The 20,178-nt window shown below is 48.3% G+C and carries 19 protein-coding genes; 17 read left to right on the top strand and 2 right to left on the bottom strand.

The annotated features are described in order from the left end of the window. Positions 1-114: 114 nt before the first annotated feature. The 4 genes from rpsA to BLR63_RS14060 all read left to right on the top strand — a co-directional run bounded on the left by rpsA (position 115) and on the right by BLR63_RS14060 (position 2,954). Positions 115-1,809 (top strand): 30S ribosomal protein S1, encoded by a 1,695-nt coding sequence (gene rpsA, locus BLR63_RS14075; protein WP_010566505.1) that lies wholly within the window; start codon positions 115-117, stop codon positions 1,807-1,809. 161 nt (positions 1,810-1,970) lie between these two features. Next, a complete protein-coding gene (locus BLR63_RS14070) occupies positions 1,971-2,255 on the top strand; it encodes a hypothetical protein (protein ID WP_010566506.1) in 285 nt (94 codons plus the stop codon). Between the two features lie 132 nt (positions 2,256-2,387). Further along, complete coding sequence (ihfB, locus tag BLR63_RS14065; RefSeq protein ID WP_003218804.1) at positions 2,388-2,684, top strand: integration host factor subunit beta; 297 nt, start codon at positions 2,388-2,390, stop codon at positions 2,682-2,684. A 24-nt stretch (positions 2,685-2,708) separates the two neighbouring features. After that, entirely contained in the window at positions 2,709-2,954 is a 246-nt protein-coding gene (locus tag BLR63_RS14060; RefSeq protein WP_010566507.1) for a lipopolysaccharide assembly protein LapA domain-containing protein, read from the top strand. Between the two features lie 78 nt (positions 2,955-3,032). On the opposite strand, the gene BLR63_RS14055 is transcribed toward BLR63_RS14060, so the two are convergent. Beyond that, complete coding sequence (locus tag BLR63_RS14055; RefSeq protein WP_010566508.1) at positions 3,033-3,941, bottom strand: glycosyltransferase family 2 protein; 909 nt, start codon at positions 3,939-3,941, stop codon at positions 3,033-3,035. Further along, on the bottom strand, positions 3,929-5,260 hold the full coding sequence (locus tag BLR63_RS14050) for a lipopolysaccharide biosynthesis protein (protein WP_042947246.1): 1,332 nt from the start codon (positions 5,258-5,260) through the stop codon (positions 3,929-3,931). The genes BLR63_RS14055 and BLR63_RS14050 overlap by 13 nt, the downstream gene beginning before the upstream one ends. Before the next feature lie 817 nt (positions 5,261-6,077). On the opposite strand from BLR63_RS14050, the gene BLR63_RS14040 reads away from it, so the two are divergent. The 13 genes from BLR63_RS14040 to BLR63_RS13980 all read left to right on the top strand — a co-directional run bounded on the left by BLR63_RS14040 (position 6,078) and on the right by BLR63_RS13980 (position 20,175). Beyond that, on the top strand, positions 6,078-7,067 hold the full coding sequence (locus BLR63_RS14040; protein WP_042947249.1) for an FAD-binding oxidoreductase: 990 nt from the start codon (positions 6,078-6,080) through the stop codon (positions 7,065-7,067). A gap of 13 nt (positions 7,068-7,080) precedes the next feature. Next, complete coding sequence (gene rfbF, locus BLR63_RS14035) at positions 7,081-7,854, top strand: glucose-1-phosphate cytidylyltransferase (RefSeq protein WP_010566511.1); 774 nt, start codon at positions 7,081-7,083, stop codon at positions 7,852-7,854. 2 nt (positions 7,855-7,856) lie between these two features. Beyond that, a complete protein-coding gene (gene rfbG / locus BLR63_RS14030; protein ID WP_042947266.1) occupies positions 7,857-8,942 on the top strand; it encodes a CDP-glucose 4,6-dehydratase in 1,086 nt (361 codons plus the stop codon). 26 nt (positions 8,943-8,968) lie between these two features. Next, entirely contained in the window at positions 8,969-10,282 is a 1,314-nt protein-coding gene (gene rfbH / locus BLR63_RS14025; protein ID WP_010566513.1) for a lipopolysaccharide biosynthesis protein RfbH, read from the top strand. A 2-nt stretch (positions 10,283-10,284) separates the two neighbouring features. After that, complete coding sequence (locus tag BLR63_RS14020; RefSeq protein WP_010566514.1) at positions 10,285-11,169, top strand: NAD-dependent epimerase/dehydratase family protein; 885 nt, start codon at positions 10,285-10,287, stop codon at positions 11,167-11,169. Then, the gene (locus BLR63_RS14015) at positions 11,166-12,185 is read left to right on the top strand and encodes a GDP-mannose 4,6-dehydratase (RefSeq protein ID WP_010566515.1); all 1,020 of its coding nucleotides are present in this window, start codon (positions 11,166-11,168) and stop codon (positions 12,183-12,185) included. Before BLR63_RS14020 ends, BLR63_RS14015 begins: the two co-directional genes overlap by 4 nt. 690 nt (positions 12,186-12,875) lie before the next feature. Then, positions 12,876-13,820, top strand: coding sequence for a glycosyltransferase family 2 protein (locus BLR63_RS14010; protein ID WP_010566516.1), 945 nt, complete (start codon positions 12,876-12,878; stop codon positions 13,818-13,820). A 26-nt stretch (positions 13,821-13,846) separates the two neighbouring features. Further along, the gene (locus BLR63_RS14005; protein ID WP_130926121.1) at positions 13,847-14,980 is read left to right on the top strand and encodes a hypothetical protein; all 1,134 of its coding nucleotides are present in this window, start codon (positions 13,847-13,849) and stop codon (positions 14,978-14,980) included. After that, complete coding sequence (locus tag BLR63_RS14000; protein WP_050901346.1) at positions 14,977-15,672, top strand: glycosyltransferase; 696 nt, start codon at positions 14,977-14,979, stop codon at positions 15,670-15,672. Before BLR63_RS14005 ends, BLR63_RS14000 begins: the two co-directional genes overlap by 4 nt. 12 nt (positions 15,673-15,684) lie before the next feature. Further along, positions 15,685-16,803, top strand: a complete 1,119-nt coding sequence (gene gmd / locus BLR63_RS13995) for a GDP-mannose 4,6-dehydratase (protein ID WP_010566519.1) — start codon at positions 15,685-15,687, stop codon at positions 16,801-16,803. A gap of 3 nt (positions 16,804-16,806) precedes the next feature. Continuing rightward, a complete protein-coding gene (gene fcl, locus BLR63_RS13990; protein ID WP_010566520.1) occupies positions 16,807-17,781 on the top strand; it encodes a GDP-L-fucose synthase in 975 nt (324 codons plus the stop codon). A 224-nt stretch (positions 17,782-18,005) separates the two neighbouring features. Further along, a complete protein-coding gene (locus BLR63_RS13985) occupies positions 18,006-19,421 on the top strand; it encodes a mannose-1-phosphate guanylyltransferase/mannose-6-phosphate isomerase (protein WP_010566521.1) in 1,416 nt (471 codons plus the stop codon). Between the two features lie 4 nt (positions 19,422-19,425). Further along, positions 19,426-20,175: a glycosyltransferase family 2 protein gene (locus tag BLR63_RS13980; RefSeq protein WP_010566522.1), complete on the top strand. Its 750-nt coding sequence runs from the start codon at positions 19,426-19,428 to the stop codon at positions 20,173-20,175. Positions 20,176-20,178: the final 3 nt, after the last annotated feature.

Genomic DNA, 20,178 nt, shown 5'->3' with positions numbered 1-20,178 from the left:
AAGGCTACAGGGGACCAGTCATAGTCCTGTGGTGCTTCTTTTAATTGAAACTGACCCATACCGTCTGGGGTGTGGAGATGGGCGTATTCTTCGCCCTTATCAACAGGAATTAAAATGAGCGAAAGCTTTGCGGAACTCTTTGAAGAAAGCCTAAAAACCCTGAACCTTCAGGCAGGCTCCATCATCACCGGTGTTATCGTTGATATCGATTACCAAGCTCGCTGGGTAACCGTTCACGCTGGTCTGAAGTCTGAAGCTCTGATCCCGCTGGAACAGTTCTACAACGATGCTGGTGACCTGACTATCAATGTCGGTGACGAAGTTCACGTTGCTCTGGACTCGGTTGAAGACGGTTTCGGTGAAACCAAGCTGTCCCGTGAAAAAGCCAAGCGCGCTGAATGCTGGATTGTTCTCGAAGCAGCCTTCGCAGCTGAAGAAGTGGTCAAGGGCGTTATCAACGGTAAGGTTAAAGGCGGCTTCACTGTCGACGTTAACGGCATCCGTGCGTTCCTGCCAGGTTCTTTGGTCGACGTTCGTCCAGTGCGCGACACCACGCACCTGGAAGGCAAAGAACTCGAATTCAAGGTCATCAAGCTCGACCAGAAACGCAACAACGTTGTCGTTTCCCGTCGCAGCGTCCTGGAAGCAGAGAACTCCGCCGAGCGTGAAGCTCTGCTGGAATCCCTGCAGGAAGGCCAACAAGTCAAAGGTATCGTCAAGAACCTCACCGATTACGGCGCATTCGTCGATCTGGGTGGCGTCGATGGCCTGCTGCACATTACCGACATGGCTTGGAAGCGTATCAAGCATCCTTCCGAAATCGTCAACGTTGGCGACGAGATCGATGTCAAGGTTCTGAAATACGATCGCGAACGCAACCGTGTTTCCCTGGGCCTGAAGCAACTGGGTGAAGATCCATGGGTCGCTATCAAAGCCCGTTACCCAGAAAGCACTCGCGTGACCGCGCGTGTGACCAACCTGACCGACTACGGCTGCTTCGCTGAGCTGGAAGAAGGCGTGGAAGGCCTGGTACACGTTTCCGAAATGGACTGGACCAACAAAAACATCCACCCTTCGAAAGTCGTACAAGTCGGCGACGAAGTGGAAGTTATGGTTCTGGACATCGACGAAGAGCGTCGTCGTATCTCCCTCGGCATCAAACAGTGCAAATCTAACCCATGGGAAGATTTCTCTGGCCAGTTCAACAAGGGCGATAAAATCTCCGGCACCATCAAGTCGATCACAGATTTCGGTATCTTCATTGGTCTGGACGGCGGCATCGACGGCCTGGTTCACCTGTCCGACATCTCCTGGAACGAAGTGGGCGAAGAAGCTGTTCGTCGCTTCAAGAAGGGCGACGAGCTGGACACCGTTATCCTGTCGGTTGACCCAGAGCGCGAGCGCATCTCCCTGGGTATCAAGCAACTGGAAAGCGATCCGTTCTCCGAGTACGTTCAAGAGAACGACAAAGGCGCAATCGTTAAGGGCACTGTGAAAGAAGTTGACGCCAAAGGCGCCATCATCACTCTGGCCGACGATATCGAAGCGACTCTGAAAGCCTCCGAAATCAGCCGTGACCGCGTTGAAGACGCGCGTAACGTTCTGAAAGAAGGCCAGGAAGTAGAAGCCAAGATCATCAGCGTTGACCGCAAGAGCCGCGTGATCCAACTCTCCATCAAGTCCAAGGACGAGATCGAAGAGAAAGAAGCTATCCAGAGCCTGCGCGACAAGCCAGCTACCTCTGACATCGCTTCGGGTCCGACCACTCTGGGCGACCTGCTGCGTGCACAAATGGAAAAACAGAACTGAGTTCTGTCAGACCATAGAAAAAGGGCGACTTCGGTCGCCCTTTTTTGTGCCTGAAATTTGTTGAAGCAACAAGCGAGAACCAAGAGGCGCCGACGACGGTCAGAACTGACTATAGTCTTAACAAAAGCGCGTTGGGCGTTGTTGTTTCAATAAGGATTTGAATGAACAGGCTTATCGTAGTGCTCGCAGTGGCAGTGCTTGCGGGCTGCTCCTCCACCAGCGCCAAGACTCACGCCAAGCGCGGTGTCAGTGGTATTGAGGTGGATTGTTCAGGCCTTGGCAACAGCTGGGAAAAGTGCGAGAAACGCGCCACCCGGGAGTGCAAGCAGCTGGGCTACAAGGTGATCACCCGTTCCAGTGACGCCAAGGACGAGGAGGGCGACTACCTGTTCGGTTGGAACCCTGCCGGTGCCGTGACCCGTACCATGTTGGTGATCTGTAATTGAGCGTGGAAAGAGCCTTCAAAGGCCTGCGATCCATCCCGCATATAAGTTGCCGACTGGGCTGTTCAAATTCATCAACTCATGCTAAAACCTTCGAAGCGCTTTTCCTAGCTGCTTGAAAAAGAAGGGAAAAATATGACGAAGTCGGAGTTGATCGAACGAATTGTCACCCATCAAGGGCTGCTCTCATCCAAGGATGTGGAGCTGGCTATCAAGACCATGCTCGAGCAAATGTCCCAGTGCCTGGCGACCGGGGATCGGATTGAGATCCGGGGGTTTGGGAGTTTTTCGTTGCACTACCGTGCGCCTCGTGTGGGTCGTAACCCAAAAACTGGGCAGTCCGTCAGCCTCGATGGCAAGTTTGTGCCTCACTTCAAGCCAGGCAAGGAATTGCGGGATCGGGTGAACGAAGATGAAGAAGAAGGCGTCTGAGTGTTTTTGGGGTAGGAGAAAGTTATGCGTGGGGTTAAGCGCGTCGTTGTAGTGCTGGCTATATTGATTATTGTGCTAGTGGTGTTGGGTTTCATGCTGGAAAACCAACAGGGTGTGTCTCTTTCATTTTTGGGCTGGGTTACCGGGCAGATGCCGGTGTCGATGTTTATAGTAGCGGCCTTGATAATTGGAATGCTGCTGGGGCCGCTGTTAAGTGTCATTGTTGGGTGGGGGCGGCGTGAAACGTCTATGTCCGCAAGGCGTGCATAGAGCTTCTATGTGTATTGTGGCTCCTTGGGTCGATTGAAAATGCCATATTCCTACAATTAGGGGGGCGCTTTTTTGCTTTTACGCGGGCAGGAATTTTCTGATAGTGCCTATAGCCTTTCGCCGGTATCGTGCCATCAGTATTTTGGTGTGATGCGAATGCAGGGAAGTGTAAATATTATTTTCTGCGAAAATTCGCTTTGTAACGTTGAGCGACGAGATATTGTAGATATTGTCTATAAAGGCGATATATCTGCATATCAAAGCGTTTAACGTATCTTGAGATGCACTATTGCCAACAGCATCCCGCAAGAATCGTGAATTTTTGATAAGGCTTTCCGTTGACATTGTTGTAACAATATTCGCAGAGTGGAACAGGTAGTAGATAGATGGCTTGTCGTAGCAATACACTTTATCGCTAGTGCTCATTATTTTTAGCCAAAGATCGATGTCGGAATACAAGATGTCATTTGAGTTAAATGCTTTCAGCTCAAGAGCAGTGGACCTTTTGAAAAGGTTGGATATCGTCGGGATGTAGAATCGCTTCCAGAATCCTTCAATAAATTCCTTTGAATCTATCAGCCCGCCGTGGTGCGACGAGGCGACAAGGGTGCGGTCTGGGTATCCGAGCAGACAATTTGTGATCACCAGGTCGACGCCGTTTTCCTGCGCGATTTCCACTGCCTCTGCCACATAGAATGGGTTGATGAAGTAGTCGTCATCAGGCAGAAGAATGCAGTACTCACCGCTTGCCTCTACAAGCGCCTTCCTCCAGTTAATGACAGGCCCTATGTTTGTATTGTTCTTGATGTACTTCAGGCGCGTATCAGGTATTTTGCCTACGGCCAATTGCGTTTCGTTTGACTCTGAGTTGTCAGTTACCACGACTTCTATTTTTTTATAGGACTGGCACAGCGCCGAGGTAATTGCCTTGACTACTAGTTGTGGTCGATTATTTGTTGGTATAAGAATGCTAACTAACGGCTCCATATCCCTAGATCCTTTTGGTTGATTATTTTTAAAACTTGGTACGGGCCAAGCAGAACGCCAGGTAGGAGTGCGATAGTCGTTCCTATCGACACTGCCGCAACATCCAAGTCTGTGTGTCTTGCCAAGTATATGCTTAGCGGTATGTTTATAGTGATCGCCGCAATAGACGCCAATAATGATACCCGTATTTTTTGAACGCCATTAAGGAAAATTGCGAACATGTTTACCCACGTCGCAACAATGATATAGAGCGCCATGCTGCCGATTAGGTATTCCGGCACATGGACTGCTGACCCAGTCCATAGGTTTATGATCGTTGGTGCCATGGCTGCGAGGACGAGCGTGAGGATAGACGTTATCCCGTAGATAACGATCTGCCTCTTGAATGCAGCCTTGATCCATTCGAAGTCAGATCTGTGGTACGCGTCCGTATAGGCCGACCACAGCGGCGCAAGGATTAGGCCATGCGCTAGAGTAATGATGGCGAACAGCTTGAACACTACGTCGTATGACGCAACGCTCTCTGGGCCAAACACTTGGGTAATGATGATCTTATCGGTGGCGAAGAAGGCGAGGGCGGCCAGCTGGATCCCGAAGAACTGCAGGCCAACCGTTAAAAGTGGGCGGATGACGCTCAGGCTAAGTAGTAGGCTTGGCCGTGACTCTTTGTGCTGACTGAAATGGAAGACGCTGAGTGCGATGTTCCCGGCGCAGAGCGATAGACCATAGCTGATCGTCATATAGAGCAGGGATGGCGACGTCGTCAGGTATAGAATGTACACGGCCAGCAGCCCGCCGGCGTTAGATATGAGCTGGCCGAGAACTATCAGTGAGCTTTTTTGAATTGACCCAAGTATCTGGTTAACCAGACTGATCCAGAAGTTGGTTAGCACGAAGAAGATAGAGGTGCCCACCACGGTACTCAGATACGAGTCGTCGAGGAGCGTGGTGTTGAACACCTTTTGCCATGGGACAAAGCCCGAAGCGATGATCAGCGTTATGCACAATGTCCCGGATATGACGCCTATCCACGAATAGCAGGACGAGATATAGGCTCTAGCCTTGTCTGGTGTATTGGTGGCGATTGACTCAGCGAGCTTGTTGCGCAACCCGTTACCGATCCCCAGATCGAAGAATACGACCCAGGACATCAGCGTTAGCAGTGTCGACCAGATGCCATACCCTTCATTCCCGAGATAGCGCAGCATAATCGGCACGGATATAAATGAGGCGGCTACAGCTGCTGCTTTGTATATGACGGATTTCTTGACCTGAGAGATGTAATTGCTCGACCGTTCCTTGCCGCTGACTTGCATCATGAATTCGTTTTCGCTTTTCTTGATTGCTACGTAGCACAGATTTTGGAGTGTAGGGGGATTTTATCGAAAATGATACGCGGCGGGCCGGAGTGGTGTTCTTCGGCAGGAAGCTGGGGAGGGTGACTACTGTGGGAATATCCAACCTTGACATGGGGGCTCAAAAGGGCTTGCCCCCAGTTGGCACCGGGTGATCAAATCAATAAGGCTTGAGGCCGAACAGGTAGCCTGTGATATCCTCGCCGCGCTGCTCGAACTTTTTGACTCGTTTTCAAATGCCTTCACATCGCCAGCCCGGAGATCTTTCAGGCAAACTACAATTGCTTTGCGGAAATCGTCCGAGCTAATTCGTACGCCAAGTTCATCGAGTGCTGCTTTCAACTCCAGGTGAAAGCGCTGGTCGTCCATGGGGTGGCTTGTATGCCATTAGGCCACTATGTCGTGGGTGTGTGGGGGCATACAAAGGTTACTGAAAGCTTCTAATGGCCATATAATCCTTCTACTAATAGCCACATGTATCACCTGTGCGTTGAATTTCGCATCAGAGATGCTCCTAGTTCTGGAGGGTGGCTCACACGTTTAAATCGTGTGTGAGCTCTGAGTCTTGAGCGCTTTGTTGGTAGGGGGATTTAGCCGTTCACCTATGCTGGGAGCGTAGCTTTACATGGCAGCATTTTGTGTTGGGTGAGGTTTGAAAGGGGCAAGATGGCACTTATTTCGGATGTGCTTAGGCCTTAAGTTGAACGCCGGGCGCCGACAGGCGGCTTAACCTTTATTTTTAGTATCTTTTGAATTTTTCAGAAAACAAATTGTGACCGCTATGTCAATCGTAACCTTATCTAACGAAAAAAAATTTTCCTGCGAGCCGGGCGTAACGCTTCTAGATAGCGCGAAAAAGCATGGGGTAGTCCTCGAATACAGTTGTCGTTCTGGTCGATGCGGGGTCTGTAGAGCCCAAGTGGTCGGTCGAACTGAGGTCATTCATCACGATGAGTCAGTATTGTCTGCTGAAGAGGTTGCCTCTGGTTACATTTTGACATGTTGTCGCACTGCCCTGAGTGATGTTCGCTTGAGTATTGAGGATTTGGGGCAATTTGCGAACATCAAGAGTAAAACGCTCCCTTGCCGAGTGGACTCATTCAAGATGTTGGCTGATGACGTGGTTGAAGTGATCCTGAGATTACCGCCCAAAGACCCGCTGCACTACCTGCCAGGGCAGTATGTGGATGTCATCGGCAAAAATGGCGTGAGAAGAAGCTATTCCATTGCTAATGCACCTCGGCAGGATGGGCGACTGGAGCTTCAGATCCGCCAGGTCGAAGGGGGGGTCATGAGCGAGTATTGGTTCGAAGAGATTGCCAATAACGACCTGCTCCGACTTGAGGGCCCTCAAGGCACATTTGCACTGCGCAGTACCTCGCCGACCAACTTCGTATTCCTGGCGACCGGCACGGGGATCGCTCCAGTCAAAGCGATTCTCGAACAGTTGAAAGCCGCTCCTGAGTTGGTAGCAGGTAAAAAGGTGTGGGTCTATTGGGGCGGTCGTCACGCCCAAGATATCTATTGGGCCCCTGAGCTTGGTTCACTAGCAATTACGTTCGTGCCAGTGTTGTCACGTCCTGGCAGCGACTGGAAAGGGCGTACCGGTTATGTGCAGGATGTGCTTTGGCAGGATGGCGTCGACTTGGCTGATGCTGTGGTGTATGCCTGCGGCTCTGAATTCATGATTCACTCGGCCAAAGAAAAACTTGTGACGCTTGGCCTTCCGCACAAAAATTTCTACTCCGATGCTTTTGTGAGCTCGAATTAATTAAGGATAAAAGATGAAAGCTGTGATTTTGGCTGGCGGATTGGGCACACGCTTGAGTGAAGAAACCAGCACCCGGCCTAAACCGATGGTCGAGATTGGTGGTAAGCCAATTTTGTGGCACATCATGAAGATGTACTCTGCTCACGGTATCAACGATTTTATTATCTGCTGTGGCTACAAAGGTTATGTAATCAAAGAGTATTTCGCTAATTACTTCCTTCATATGTCGGACGTTACGTTCAACATGCGTGACAACACAATGCAGGTGCATGACAAGCGCGCTGAAGCCTGGAGCGTGACTCTGGTCGACACTGGCGACGATTCAATGACTGGCGGACGCCTTCGTCGGGTTGCCGAATATGTGAAGGATGAGGAGTCGTTCTGCTTCACCTATGGCGATGGCGTCGGCGATATCGATATCAGTGCGTCCATTGCGTTCCATAAGCAGCACGGCAAGGCGGCGACACTCACAGCGACGTATCCACCAGGGCGCTTTGGGGCCTTGGATATTCGCCAAGGGCAGGTGCTGAACTTTAAAGAAAAGCCGAAGGGCGACGGCGCTATGATCAATGGCGGCTTTTTTGTCTTGAACCCAGAAGTGTTGGATTACATCGGTGACGACAGCAGTGTGTGGGAGCAGGAGCCTTTGATGAATCTGGCTGCCGAGAACCGGCTAATGGCTTTTGAGCATCAGGGGTTCTGGCAGCCGATGGACACCCTGCGCGACAAGCATCATCTTGAAGAACTCTGGGCGGCGGGCAAGGCGCCCTGGAAAACTTGGGAGTGAAGATGAAAGCCACTGTCACACCTGACTTCTGGAACGGGAAAAAGGTATTTTTAACTGGTCATACCGGCTTCAAGGGGAGTTGGCTATCGCTATGGCTGCAAAGTATGGGTGCCGATGTGAAGGGCTACGCCCTCATGCCGCCCACGACACCTGCCCTTTTTGACGAGGCGCGTGTCGGTGAAGGCATGCAGTCGCAGATTGGCGACATAAGAGACCTGCAGGCGATTACTCGCAGCATGATCGACTATGGTCCAGACATTCTTATCCATATGGCTGCACAGCCATTGGTCCGGCTCTCGTATAAACAGCCGGTTGAAACCTATGCAACGAACGTGATGGGTACTGTGCATGTGTTGGAAGCTGCACGCCAATGTGCTGGCTTGCGTGCAATCGTTAACGTGACTACGGATAAATGTTACGAAAATCGCGAGTGGGAATGGGGTTATCGAGAAGATGAGCCCATGGGCGGGCATGATCCGTACAGCAACAGCAAAGGCTGTATGGAGTTGGTGACTTCGGCGTACCGCAACTCCTTTTTTGGCAAAGACCAACCTGTGGCCCTTGCATCGGCGCGTGCAGGGAATGTGATTGGTGGCGGCGATTGGGCCGAAGATCGCTTGATTCCAGATATACTCACCGCCTTTGAAAAGCAGCAACCGGTGGTTATTCGCAATCCGCAGGCAACCCGGCCATGGCAGCATGTGCTTGAGCCGCTAAGTGGCTATTTGGTATTGGCTGAGAATCTGTGGGCACGTGGTCAAGATGTCGCGCAGGGCTGGAATTTCGGCCCCAGAGACGAAGATGCTCGTCCTGTCGACTGGATTCTAGACCGCATGGTGAACACCTGGGGCGAGGGAGCAAGCTGGGCTTTGGACCAAAATCCCCAGCCTCACGAAGCTCGTTATTTAAAACTTGATGTGTCAAAAGCTCGAGCATATCTCCATTGGTCGCCCACATGGTCGTTAGATACAACGTTGGCCTACATTGTGACGTGGCATAAAGCTTGGCTCAATGGAAGTGATGTACGCGCTCTTTGCCTCTCAGAAATCAATGCCTATATGGCCGCTATGTCTTCATGCGGCAAGTAACTTATATTTTTTAAGCAGGAAACCCTATGACACCCAATATGCTTCGCCAGGAAATCAGCAAGCTCGTTGAGCAGTACGCTCAAGTCGCCCTGGCGACAAAACCTTTCGTTGCTGGCGAAAGTGTTATTCCGCCTTCGGGCAAAGTTATTGGGGCCCATGAGCTGCAATTGATGGTTGAGGCGTCCTTGGACGGTTGGTTGACAACAGGGCGTTTCAATGCAGAGTTTGAGCGCAAACTGGCTGAGTTTTTGGGGGTAAAATTTGCACTGTCGGTCAACTCGGGCTCTTCTGCCAATCTGGTCGCCTTTAGCACGCTGACATCGCCCAAGCTGGGGGAGCGAGCAATCAAGAAGGGTGACGAGGTTATTGGAGTGGCTGCAGGTTTCCCAACTACGGTTAATCCGATTGTGCAGTTCGGTGCTATCCCAGTGTTTGTCGATGTTGACATGAAGACACACAACATTGATGTAAACCTGATCGAAGCTGCAATTACGCCTAAGACCAAAGCCATCATGCTCGCCCATACGTTGGGCAATCCGTTCGATTTGGGTGCTGTCAAAGCCATCTGCGAAAAGCATAATCTATGGCTAATTGAGGACTGTTGTGACGCGCTGGGTGCTACTTACGACGGTAAGTTGGTTGGTACGTTCGGTGATATCTGTACACTGAGTTTTTACCCGGCTCACCACATCACGATGGGCGAGGGCGGCGCAGTATTCACTAACAGCTCTCAGTTGAAAGTCATTGCCGAGTCCTTCCGCGACTGGGGCCGTGACTGCTACTGCGCGCCAGGTTGTGACAACACCTGTGGCGATCGCTTTGGCCAACAGTTTGGCAGCCTGCCGGCTGGCTACGACCATAAATACGTCTACGCGCACTTGGGGTACAACCTCAAGATTACCGACATGCAAGCAGCCTGCGGTCTCGCGCAACTTGATCGGGCTCAGGAGTTTATTGATACTCGCAAGCGCAACTATGTGCTGCTGAAAGAGCGATTGAGCAGCTTGTCCGACTTTTTGGAAATCGCCGAACCAACGCCAAACAGTGAGCCATCGTGGTTTGGTTTCCCGATTACACTGAAAGAGAGTTCGGGCGTCCAGCGCGTTGACCTATTAAAGTTTCTGGACCAGAACAATATCGGTTCACGGCTGTTGTTCGCAGGCAACCTGACGCGTCAACCTTACTTCCAGGGACTCGAGTATCGCGTCGTTGGCGAGCTGACAAATACGGATCGCACGATGAATCAGACGTTCTGGTTGGGGATCTATCCTGGCTTGGGGGCGGAGCAGTTTGAGTACATCGGAGAGAAGATGGAAGAGTTCTTCGGTATTAACTTTTAAATATGAAAAATATATTGCTGACAGGTGCCACCGGATTTTTGGGTAGCTCACTTGCACGTCATTGGGTGAATAGTGGTCATCAGGTTTCCGCACTAGTACGGTCGACAACTAATACTGCCCGAATTCAAGATATTTTGGATGATATCCAATTAATCTATTGTAGTAGTGATGATGATGTGATTGGTGCAATTGCAAGGGTTGCCCCGGATTATATCGTTCATACGGCGTGTTCGTATGGTCGTGCAGGTGAGTCACCTGTCGAAGTATTTGACGTGAATGTGCGTCTCGGGCTACTGCTGTTGGAAGGCGTTAGACTTCTCGATAAGGAGGTTGTCTTTGTCAATACAGGGACAATACTTGATCCTGCTGTCGGTATTTATGCAATGTCAAAACAAAGTTTTAGTGCTTTGGGGGCATTGCAGGTTAAGCAGGCGAACTCGGGTTTGAAATTTATAAATATTTCTTTGCAGCATATGTATGGGCCGGGTGATGATAAGAGTAAGTTTACTGCTTATGTTATAAGTTCTTGCTTGAAAAATGTAGAAAGTTTAAAGTTGACATCGGGTGTTCAAAAAAGAGATTTTGTTTTTATAGAAGATGTCGTAAGTGCCTATGATGCAATTCTTTCGCATGGTAAACATATGGCTGATTTTGAAGATATTGAGGTTGGCTCTGGTGTGTCGGTACCCGTCAGAGAGTTTGTAGAGCTGGTGCACTCGCTGACAGCCTCTAAAACACTATTGGAATTCGGTACTGTTCCATATCGTACTAATGAAGCGATGTTGTTTGAGGCGGATATTAGTCGTATGCGTTCGTTCGGTTGGGTACCTGCTACTTCGCTGGTGGAGGGCATAAAAATAACGGTCAATAAGGATCTTTTGCGATGAAGTTGCTCATTACGGGGGGGTGTGGCTTTTTAGGTAGTAATTTGGCATCTGATGCCATTCAGCGTGGTGATGAGGTTATCATTTTTGATAGCTTATATCGTAGTGGCTCAAGGGAAAACCTGTCTTGGCTGCAGAGCCAAGGGAGATTTATATTTGAGCATGGCGATATACGCAATCAAAATGATATTACTCGTATTGTTCAATATTATAAGCCTGATGTAATTTTTCATCTTGCTGGACAGGTCGCAATGACTACATCCATCGCGAACCCTCGTATGGATTTTGAAGTGAATGTCATTGGGACGCACAATTTGCTGGAAGCAGTACGTCTGTATGTCCCGGATGCCACGGTCGTATATTCTTCCACTAACAAGGTTTATGGCGATCTAGAACAATATAGCTATCGCGAGACGGCCACTCGTTATGAGTGTGTCGATAGATTGAACGGCTTCAATGAAACTACCCAGCTCGACTTTCATTCTCCATATGGCTGCTCTAAAGGTGCCGCCGATCAATATATGCTGGATTATGCGCGTATCTTTGGTTTAAATACCGTAGTCTTTCGCCATTCATCTATGTATGGCGGTCGTCAGTTTGCTACATATGATCAAGGTTGGGTGGGGTGGTTTTGTCAAAAAGCCATTGAAACGAAGAATAGAAAATTAGACAGTCCGTTTACGATTTCAGGGAATGGAAAGCAAGTTCGTGACGTGCTGCATGCTGACGATATGAAAACCCTCTATATGAGCGCAGTGAGTAACATTAAAGTGGCTAGAGGGCAAGCATTTAATGTGGGTGGAGGATTTTCCAATAGCCTTTCGCTACTTGAACTATTTTCGCTACTGAATGAAATCAACGATATCGAGTTGAGTTATACCCATCTCCCCGTTCGTGAGAGCGACCAGCGAGTGTTTGTGGCTGATATTGCTAAGGCTAACGATCTTTTGGGTTGGAGGCCGCAGGTCTCCGCAAGAGATGGTGTAACGCGTATGGTGAGTTGGGTGAGCCAGCAGTAATGCTCGAGAATATGAGTTTTGAGCGAACTCGTAATTACCTAAGACAGATCAAGGGGGGGTATATAAAAGTGTTGCAGTAGTTGCCTGACTTTTGGCAATCCCTCTTATGATTCCTTACTTGGGGGGGGGCTCAATTTGGTATCTGGTCAACATTACTGACTATTATGCTTGGATGGTTTTTTGATTTAGGTATAGGTAACGGACTTCGCAATAAAGCTGCGGAGCCGTTGGCTAAAAATACTTCAGGCGAAGCTCGTAACTATATTTCGTTCGCCTATAGTCTGATTGCTGTCATCGCTGTTGTGATTTGGTTGTTATTTTTATGCTCTGTTTCATAGCAACGTATCTTCAATGCAGCGCTGGTCACTGAAGAGGATCTTAGATATGCAGTTCAAGTTACCATAATGTTTATGTTGGTTGATTTTTGGATTGGCTTGAATACAGCTTTATTGGTGGGGCGGTGCAACGGAGTGCACTCATATCGCTAGCTCAGTTATTTATAAAGGTATTTGCGTTGATGTCAGGGTTTGATGCCGGCTTTTATATTGCAGTGTGGTCTTTGTCGCGACGTTGAATCTATTAACCTCTGCAGGTATTTAGGCTTTTAGGAAAAAAGCAGAGTCACTTTGAGTTTTACTTTGTGTTTTTTTTTGATTCGGACTTGTATCTGCGTAATTTTAAGGATTTGGAATGAAAGATTTTACAGATTTGGTGAGTGTTTTGGTACCAGTCTATAATCGAAGAGATATAATTGTTGAGACATTGAGTTCTGCACTTTCTCAAACTTATCAGAATATAGAAATTGTAGTTGTCGATAATTGTAGCGCTGATGGTACGTGGGAGTTGATTTCTGATCTGGCAAAAACGGATAGCAGATTGAGAGTTTTCCGTAATGCGACTAATCTTGGGCCAGTTCGAAACTGGCTGAGGTGCCTGCAAGAGGCAAAGGGTAAGTATGGTAAAATTTTGTGGTCTGATGATCTTATTTCACCTAACTTTTTAGAGGCTACCTTGCCCTTCCTCAAAGATGAGGATGTGGGTTTCGTCTTTACCGCAACCAGGGTTTTCAGTTCAAATCCTAACCAGGGAAAGTTGCACCACTCAATTGGGGCCAGTGGTGTATATAGTACGGAAAGCTTTATAGAGGGAGATATAAGGGGGGCGGGGTATCCAGTATCACCTGGCTGTGCACTGTTCAGGCTCCAGGACTTGCGAGATAACCTATTGCTGCAAATTGAAAATTCAGTCGGCAGTGATTTTTCGATGCATGCGATTGGTAACGATCTTCTGTTGTTTTTATTAGTGTCAAACAAGTACCCAAAATTTGCCTTTGTTTCTGATGTTTTATCTTTTTTTAGAGCTCATGAAGGTTCTATAAGTATCGCTTCAAAAAACTGCAAGCTGCCACTTCATTACAATTTGTCGCGTGCGTATTTTGTCGAAGCTGTCAGGCCGGACTTGATACGTAAACTTAATGCCGGCCTATACTTGCACTTGCTTCGATATCCTGGTTCTAAGGAGTATGGAGTGCACGATATATCTGATTTTTATGTCAGTAATAAAAACTTTTCTTTTTCTCGAATTCATATGATTCAGCTTTTCGTTCGTAAGGTTCTCAGGAGATTTTTTGTCTAAATTGTGCTGTTAATTAAGGGTGGGGTATGTATTTGATTTTTTATCTTTTGTCGAGCTTTCCAGCTTTGGCCTTTAATTTTGGACTTGGAAATGTTCCTGTTAGGTACTTGGCACTTCCTTTGCTCGCTTTTTTCTCAAAAATTAAAAAAAATGATTTGTTGCTTTTATGTTGTTCCGTAGTTCATTTTTTTTACTGTTTAATAGTGGCGGAGATTAGGCCGTTTGCAATAATAGATTTTAGCTATATCTTAAGTTTTATTTATATTCTTCTAGGTGTAGGCGTTGTCAGAAAAAATCCACATCTATTTCGCCTTTTTGTAATTTGTTTTTGGTGGTTTAATATTATTTACGCATTATATCAAGGTCTGGTTTTGATGCTAGGTGGTAGTCAAAGTTGGGTTTTAATGCATGAAAACACGCATGACCTTTCGTATACTATTCCAGTCGTTGAACTCTTTCCGTTCCTGTATCGTGTGACAGGTTTGTTTATAGAGTCTGCACCTTTTGTTATCTATCTGATGATAACGCATTTGGCATTCTCTATTTTAGGTGTGTCTAAATGGTTGAGGTGGATTAATTTAAGTTTTGTTTTTTTAGCTGGTGCGAAAGTCGGATATGTGTTTTTGTTGCTTTTGGTAGTTAGCTATCTAGTCACTAGGTTAGGGTTTAAGCTTTTGAAGTTTATGGTGGCTGGTATTTTGATGTTGTTGATTTTTGCGCCTGTCTTGTTAAATCTGATAGTCGAGGCCAATTCATTTGGAAGTTTGTGGGTGCGACTGAGTTCTTTCTATAATCTTTTTTTTGGTTTTTCTTCTAGTGTATTCGGGTTGCTTTTCGGGTACGGATTTGTTTCTAGCGCTCAGTTAATCAGTGGTGATTTTGAAGGGCCGATGCGCGGGATCGATTTTTTTTCAACTTACATATATGCTAATGGAGTGCTGGGGTCGTTATTTTTATTGCTTCCGTTAGTCTTTTGGTTTTTTTGTAATGCTCATAGTCTTACGCTTGAACAAAAGAACTTGTCAAGTTTGATCATTTTTTTGGCGCTCCTTACGATGGGTTCTTTGCTGAACTTTCAGTATGCTTACTATTTGTTTGTGATTGCGTTTGCTGCTGATAATCATGAGCGTGTACAGGTTCGTTTTGAGGAAGTTGGATGATGGTGAAGTTAAGCATTATAACAGTGGTTTATAATGATCGCGCGGGCTTTATCAAGACGGCTAATAGCGTTGCGGAGCAACGAAGTTTTTATCCTAATATTGAATATATTGTAATCGATGGCGGCTCTAGGGATGGCACTGCCGACGCTATTGCTGAAGCTTCAAGCGGAATCGACTATTGGGTTTCGGAACCAGATAAAGGGATTTACGATGCCATGAACAAAGGCATTCAAGCTGCTACAGGATCAGGATTATTGTTTTTGAATGCGGGTGACTACTTTGTTGGCGATGTGCTGAGTACGTTTCGTACAGCTCCTGCGTTCCTTCCTGTGAAGTATATTGATATTTTAGGCAGATTTCGTAATCGGCCTATAGAAAATCCACGTACGGGAATTTCCAACTGTCATCAAGGAATTATATTTGAAGCTAAAGCTATCGAGTACGATTGTTCTTACGATATCTGTGCCGACTATAAATATTTTTTAGAGCACGGCTATGATAATAAAATAATAAAGCTCTCGTCCAGCGGGTATGTTTTTTTCGATGCTGTAGGTGTCAGTGCGCAACGTGTTTATGAGCGGGATCGTCAGATTTTTGATATTCGTCGACAGCATTTTGGTTTGGCTGTGGCGCTGATCTACGAGAGTCTTCCATTTCTGAAAAGATGTATTAGAATCATTTTGAGAAAATAGATAAGGGTTTTTATGAAGAAGGCATTAATCACGGGTATTACTGGGCAAGACGGCTCTTACTTGGCTGAATTCTTGCTTGAAAAAGGCTACGAAGTCCATGGTATCAAGCGCCGTGCCTCGTCCTTCAACACCCAGCGCGTGGACCACATCTACCAGGACCCGCATGTCGATAATCAGAAGTTCGTCCTGCACTACGGCGATCTCACTGACTCTTCCAACCTCACTCGAATCATTCAGGAAGTGCAGCCGGACGAAGTTTATAACCTTGGCGCACAGTCACACGTTGCTGTGAGCTTCGAATCGCCTGAATACACCGCTGATGTTGATGCCATGGGCACCTTGCGTATCTTGGAAGCCATCCGTCTGTTGGGGCTGGAAAAGAAAACCAAGTTTTATCAAGCATCGACCTCCGAGCTGTATGGCTTGGTGCAGGAAATTCCCCAAAAAGAGACCACGCCTTTCTATCCTCGCTCACCTTATGCGGTAGCAAAAATGTACGCCTACTGGATCACGGTCAACTACCGTGAAGCCTATGGCATGTATGCGTGTAACGGCATTCTGTTCAACCACGAGTCTCCGCGTCGTGGCGAAACATTCGTAACCCGGAAGATTACTCGTGCTTTGGCAAATATCTCTCAAGGCCTTGAGACGTGCGTTTTCTTGGGCAACATGGATGCGCTGCGTGACTGGGGCCATGCCAAAGACTACGTACGCATGCAGTGGATGATGCTGCAGCAGGATCAACCTGAAGATTTCGTGATTGCTACGGGGGTCCAATACTCCGTACGCGAATTCGTGCGTTGGTCGGCTGCCGAACTGGGCATCGAGTTGCGCTTTGAAGGTGCAGGTGTTGATGAGGTTGCTATCGTTGCAGGGATCGAAGGTGACAAGGCGCCTGCGTTGAATGTTGGTGATGTGGTGGTTCGTGTTGACCCTCGCTACTTCCGCCCTGCCGAAGTCGAAACTTTGCTGGGGGATCCGAGCAAAGCCAAGACCAAGCTGGGTTGGACGCCAGAAATTACCGTTCAGGAAATGTGTGCCGAGATGGTGCGTGAAGACTTAAAAATAGCTCAGCGTCACGCCTTGCTCAAGCAGCACGGGCATGAGGTTCCTGTTGCAACGGAGAACTGATCGGTGGCTCGTGATTTGAACGAAGCGGTTTTGGTAGTTGGGTATCGAGGCATGGTCGGTTCGGCCATCGTGCGACGCCTGTCCGCATTGGGCTATAACAATATTCTGACGCTCGGTCGTGAGGATGTGGATCTGCTCGACCAAAGTGCGGTTCGGGAGTATTTCACTACGCACAAGGTCGATCAGGTGTATTTGGCTGCGGCGCGTGTTGGGGGCATTCATGCCAACAACACCTATCCTGCAGATTTTATCTACGACAACTTGATGATTCAGGCGAACGTCATCGAAACCGCCCATCGTGCTGGTGTGCAGAAGTTGTTGTTCTTGGGTTCTTCTTGCATTTATCCGAAGCTGGCCGAGCAGCCAATGACTGAACAGGCGCTGCTGACAGGAACGCTCGAATCGACTAATGAACCCTATGCGATCGCGAAGATCGCCGGGATAAAGTTATGTGAAAGTTACAATCGCCAGCACGGTCGCGACTATCGTAGTGTGATGCCAACCAATTTGTACGGTCCACACGACAACTATCATCCGGATAACAGTCATGTTATTCCCGCGTTGTTGCGCCGTTTTCATGATGCGGTCGAAAACGCAGTGGAAGAAGTAGCGATTTGGGGAAGTGGTAAGCCCATGCGAGAGTTTTTGCATGTTGACGATATGGCCGCAGCCAGCGTCTATGTCATGGAGCTTGAGGGCGAAGCCTATCGTGCCAATACTCAGCCAATGCTTTCCCATATCAATGTGGGTACCGGTATTGACTGCACGATTCGTGAATTGGCAGAAACTATTGTCAAAGTTACAGGTTTTAAAGGGGTCTTGTCGTTTGATACCTCTAAGCCGGACGGCACGCCACGCAAGCTGATGGATGTGTCTCGCCTCAGATCTATGGGGTGGCAGGCGAGTATTGGTCTTGAAGATGGACTGAGGGACGCCTATCAGTGGTTTGTCACAAACCGCCTGGATGCACGAGGCTGATAATGTTGTGATGGCGCTTGCTAACAGAGCCAGCGTCGTTTCCTGACATTTCTTGCTTGCCAAATGTGGCGTGGCCCCGGGATATTTTAGCGATGCCAGTGCCCCATCGGCAGGCGTATGATGAGCGCCACGTATTGCTAAATAATAGATGTCACTGCATCGTGCATGGCCCCTTCTGCGGGTATTTCGTTGCGTTGATCAAGTAAGAATCAAAGGATGAATTAATGTTTCTGCCGGTAATCATGGCGGGCGGCTCAGGCACCCGTCTTTGGCCTTTGTCTCGTCAGTTGAACCCCAAGCAGTTCTTGCCTTTGGTGGATGCGGACATGACCATGTTGCAGGCCACCATCGAACGTCTTGACGGGCTGGAGCATGCGGTTCCTCTTCTCATCTGCAATGAAAATCACCGTTTTCTTGCGGCGGAACAGCTTCGGCAGTTAGGCCTGGAAGACGCCAACATTATTCTTGAGCCGGTCGGACGAAATACCGCTCCCGCGATTGCATTGGCAGCATTGCAAGCGTTGACCGAGCAGGAAGACCCTATCCTGTTGGTGTTGGCGGCAGATCACCTCATTCAGGATGTGGGGGCGTTTCATCAGAGTATTGCCAAGGCGCAGGTACTCGCTGAGGCGGGTAAGTTGGTGACATTCGCAATTACTCCGACGCATCCTGAAACGGGCTATGGTTATCTTCAGATGGGGTCGCCAGTAGGAGAGGGGGGCTTCAAGGTCAATCGCTTCGTTGAAAAGCCTGATCTTAAAACGGCAGAGCAGTATTTATCTCACGGTGGTTATTTTTGGAACAGTGGGATGTTTATGTTCCGGGCCAGCCGCTATCTTCAAGAACTTGAACGGTTTCAGCCGAAGATTGTTTCGGTTTGCCGGGAGGCTTTGGCTGGCGGCAAGCAGGATATGCACTTCACCCGCGTTGATAGTTCTATATTCGTTACCAGCCCTGATGATTCGATCGACTATGCCGTCATGGAAAAGACTTCCGATGCCGTGATGGTGCCTCTGGATGCTGGATGGAGCGATATTGGCTCGTGGTCAGCGCTCTGGGAGGCGGGTGAGAAAAACTCGGAAGGCAACTTGTTCAAGGGCGATGTGCTCTCGGAGAATACGTCCGGTAGCTATGTCCATGCGACACATCGCCTGGTAACGACTGTTGGTGTAAGAGACATTATTATTGTCGAGACCAAAGACGCTGTACTTGTTGCTCATAGAGATCAGGTGCAAGACGTCAAGAAAATCGTCGATCAGCTCAAAGGCTGTAAGCGTCAAGAGTATGCGAACCACCGTGAAGTGTATCGTCCATGGGGCGTATACGATTCCATTGATAACGGGGAGCGATATCAGGTCAAGCGAATCACCGTTAAGCCTGGTGAGAAGCTTTCGGTGCAGATGCATCACCATCGTGCCGAACACTGGATTGTCGTGAGCGGAACGGCGCGCGTTACCAACGGTGAAAAAACCTATTTGGTCACTGAAAACCAATCGACTTATATCCCTATTGGTCAGATACACGCGTTGGAAAACCCTGGAATGATTCCGCTCGAATTGATCGAGGTACAATCAGGATCATACCTGGGAGAGGACGATATTGTTCGTTTTGAAGATATTTATGGTCGGTTAAAAGGTTGATATTTTGAAAATTTCGATCGTTACCGTTTGCTATAACAGCGCTTCGACCATTCGCGACACCTTGGAATCGGTGCTCTCCCAGACCTACCAGGATATTGAGTACATCGTTATCGACGGGGCATCCAAAGACTCGACACTGTCCATTGTTTCTGAATATGAAGGGCGTATATCGACTGTCCTCAGCGAGCCTGATAAGGGCATTTATGATGCCATGAACAAGGGGATCAAGCTTGCGACGGGAGACTATGTAGGTATTCTGAACTCAGATGATGTGTTCTCCAGCACGTCCACCATTGAGGCGTTGGTCAAGTTCTTGCAGGCCAATCCTGCGTGCGACGCGTCCTATGCAAACTTGGTGTTTGTCCAACGAGATAACACTGATGTTGTGACTCGTAAGTACTCCTCGTCTGGATTCTCTGCCTGGAAAATCCGTTTTGGATTCATGATTCCGCACCCGACTTTTTATGCTCGTCGCAGTCTCTTCGAGCGGTTTGGATACTATAAGTTGGGCTATCGTGTTTCGGCTGACTTTGAGCTGATGACGCGCTTCATTACTCAGGGGGTCAAGCTCTCAAGGCATGACGCGAACATGGTCAAGATGCGACAGGGTGGAATCAGCACCACAGGATTTTGGTGGAAAGTTCATCAAAATATGGAAATCGTCAGAGCCTGCAAAGAAAACGGGATCTATACCAATATTTTTATGGTTGCCTTGAAGATCCCTTTCAAAGTTGCCAGCTACTTTTTTAAGTGATGC

This window comes from Pseudomonas extremaustralis (assembly GCF_900102035.1).
Classification (GTDB): Bacteria; Pseudomonadota; Gammaproteobacteria; order Pseudomonadales; family Pseudomonadaceae; genus Aquipseudomonas; species Aquipseudomonas extremaustralis.
The sequence above is the reverse complement of the archived record's forward strand: the minus strand, read 5'-3'. Positions and strand labels throughout refer to the sequence as shown.

What these genes read in the sequence shown, in the direction of transcription:
- rpsA (WP_010566505.1), top strand. Translation starts at nt 115, where the DNA reads ATGAGCGAAAGCTTTGCGGAACTCTTTGAAGAAAGCCTAAAAACCCTG.
- BLR63_RS14070 (WP_010566506.1), top strand. Translation starts at nt 1,971, where the DNA reads ATGAACAGGCTTATCGTAGTGCTCGCAGTGGCAGTGCTTGCGGGCTGC.
- ihfB (WP_003218804.1), top strand. Translation starts at nt 2,388, where the DNA reads ATGACGAAGTCGGAGTTGATCGAACGAATTGTCACCCATCAAGGGCTG.
- BLR63_RS14060 (WP_010566507.1), top strand. Translation starts at nt 2,709, where the DNA reads ATGCGTGGGGTTAAGCGCGTCGTTGTAGTGCTGGCTATATTGATTATT.
- BLR63_RS14055 (WP_010566508.1), bottom strand. Translation starts at nt 3,941, where the DNA reads ATGGAGCCGTTAGTTAGCATTCTTATACCAACAAATAATCGACCACAA.
- BLR63_RS14050 (WP_042947246.1), bottom strand. Translation starts at nt 5,260, where the DNA reads ATGATGCAAGTCAGCGGCAAGGAACGGTCGAGCAATTACATCTCTCAG.
- BLR63_RS14040 (WP_042947249.1), top strand. Translation starts at nt 6,078, where the DNA reads ATGTCAATCGTAACCTTATCTAACGAAAAAAAATTTTCCTGCGAGCCG.
- rfbF (WP_010566511.1), top strand. Translation starts at nt 7,081, where the DNA reads ATGAAAGCTGTGATTTTGGCTGGCGGATTGGGCACACGCTTGAGTGAA.
- rfbG (WP_042947266.1), top strand. Translation starts at nt 7,857, where the DNA reads ATGAAAGCCACTGTCACACCTGACTTCTGGAACGGGAAAAAGGTATTT.
- rfbH (WP_010566513.1), top strand. Translation starts at nt 8,969, where the DNA reads ATGACACCCAATATGCTTCGCCAGGAAATCAGCAAGCTCGTTGAGCAG.
- BLR63_RS14020 (WP_010566514.1), top strand. Translation starts at nt 10,285, where the DNA reads ATGAAAAATATATTGCTGACAGGTGCCACCGGATTTTTGGGTAGCTCA.
- BLR63_RS14015 (WP_010566515.1), top strand. Translation starts at nt 11,166, where the DNA reads ATGAAGTTGCTCATTACGGGGGGGTGTGGCTTTTTAGGTAGTAATTTG.
- BLR63_RS14010 (WP_010566516.1), top strand. Translation starts at nt 12,876, where the DNA reads ATGAAAGATTTTACAGATTTGGTGAGTGTTTTGGTACCAGTCTATAAT.
- BLR63_RS14005 (WP_130926121.1), top strand. Translation starts at nt 13,847, where the DNA reads ATGTATTTGATTTTTTATCTTTTGTCGAGCTTTCCAGCTTTGGCCTTT.
- BLR63_RS14000 (WP_050901346.1), top strand. Translation starts at nt 14,977, where the DNA reads ATGATGGTGAAGTTAAGCATTATAACAGTGGTTTATAATGATCGCGCG.
- gmd (WP_010566519.1), top strand. Translation starts at nt 15,685, where the DNA reads ATGAAGAAGGCATTAATCACGGGTATTACTGGGCAAGACGGCTCTTAC.
- BLR63_RS13985 (WP_010566521.1), top strand. Translation starts at nt 18,006, where the DNA reads ATGTTTCTGCCGGTAATCATGGCGGGCGGCTCAGGCACCCGTCTTTGG.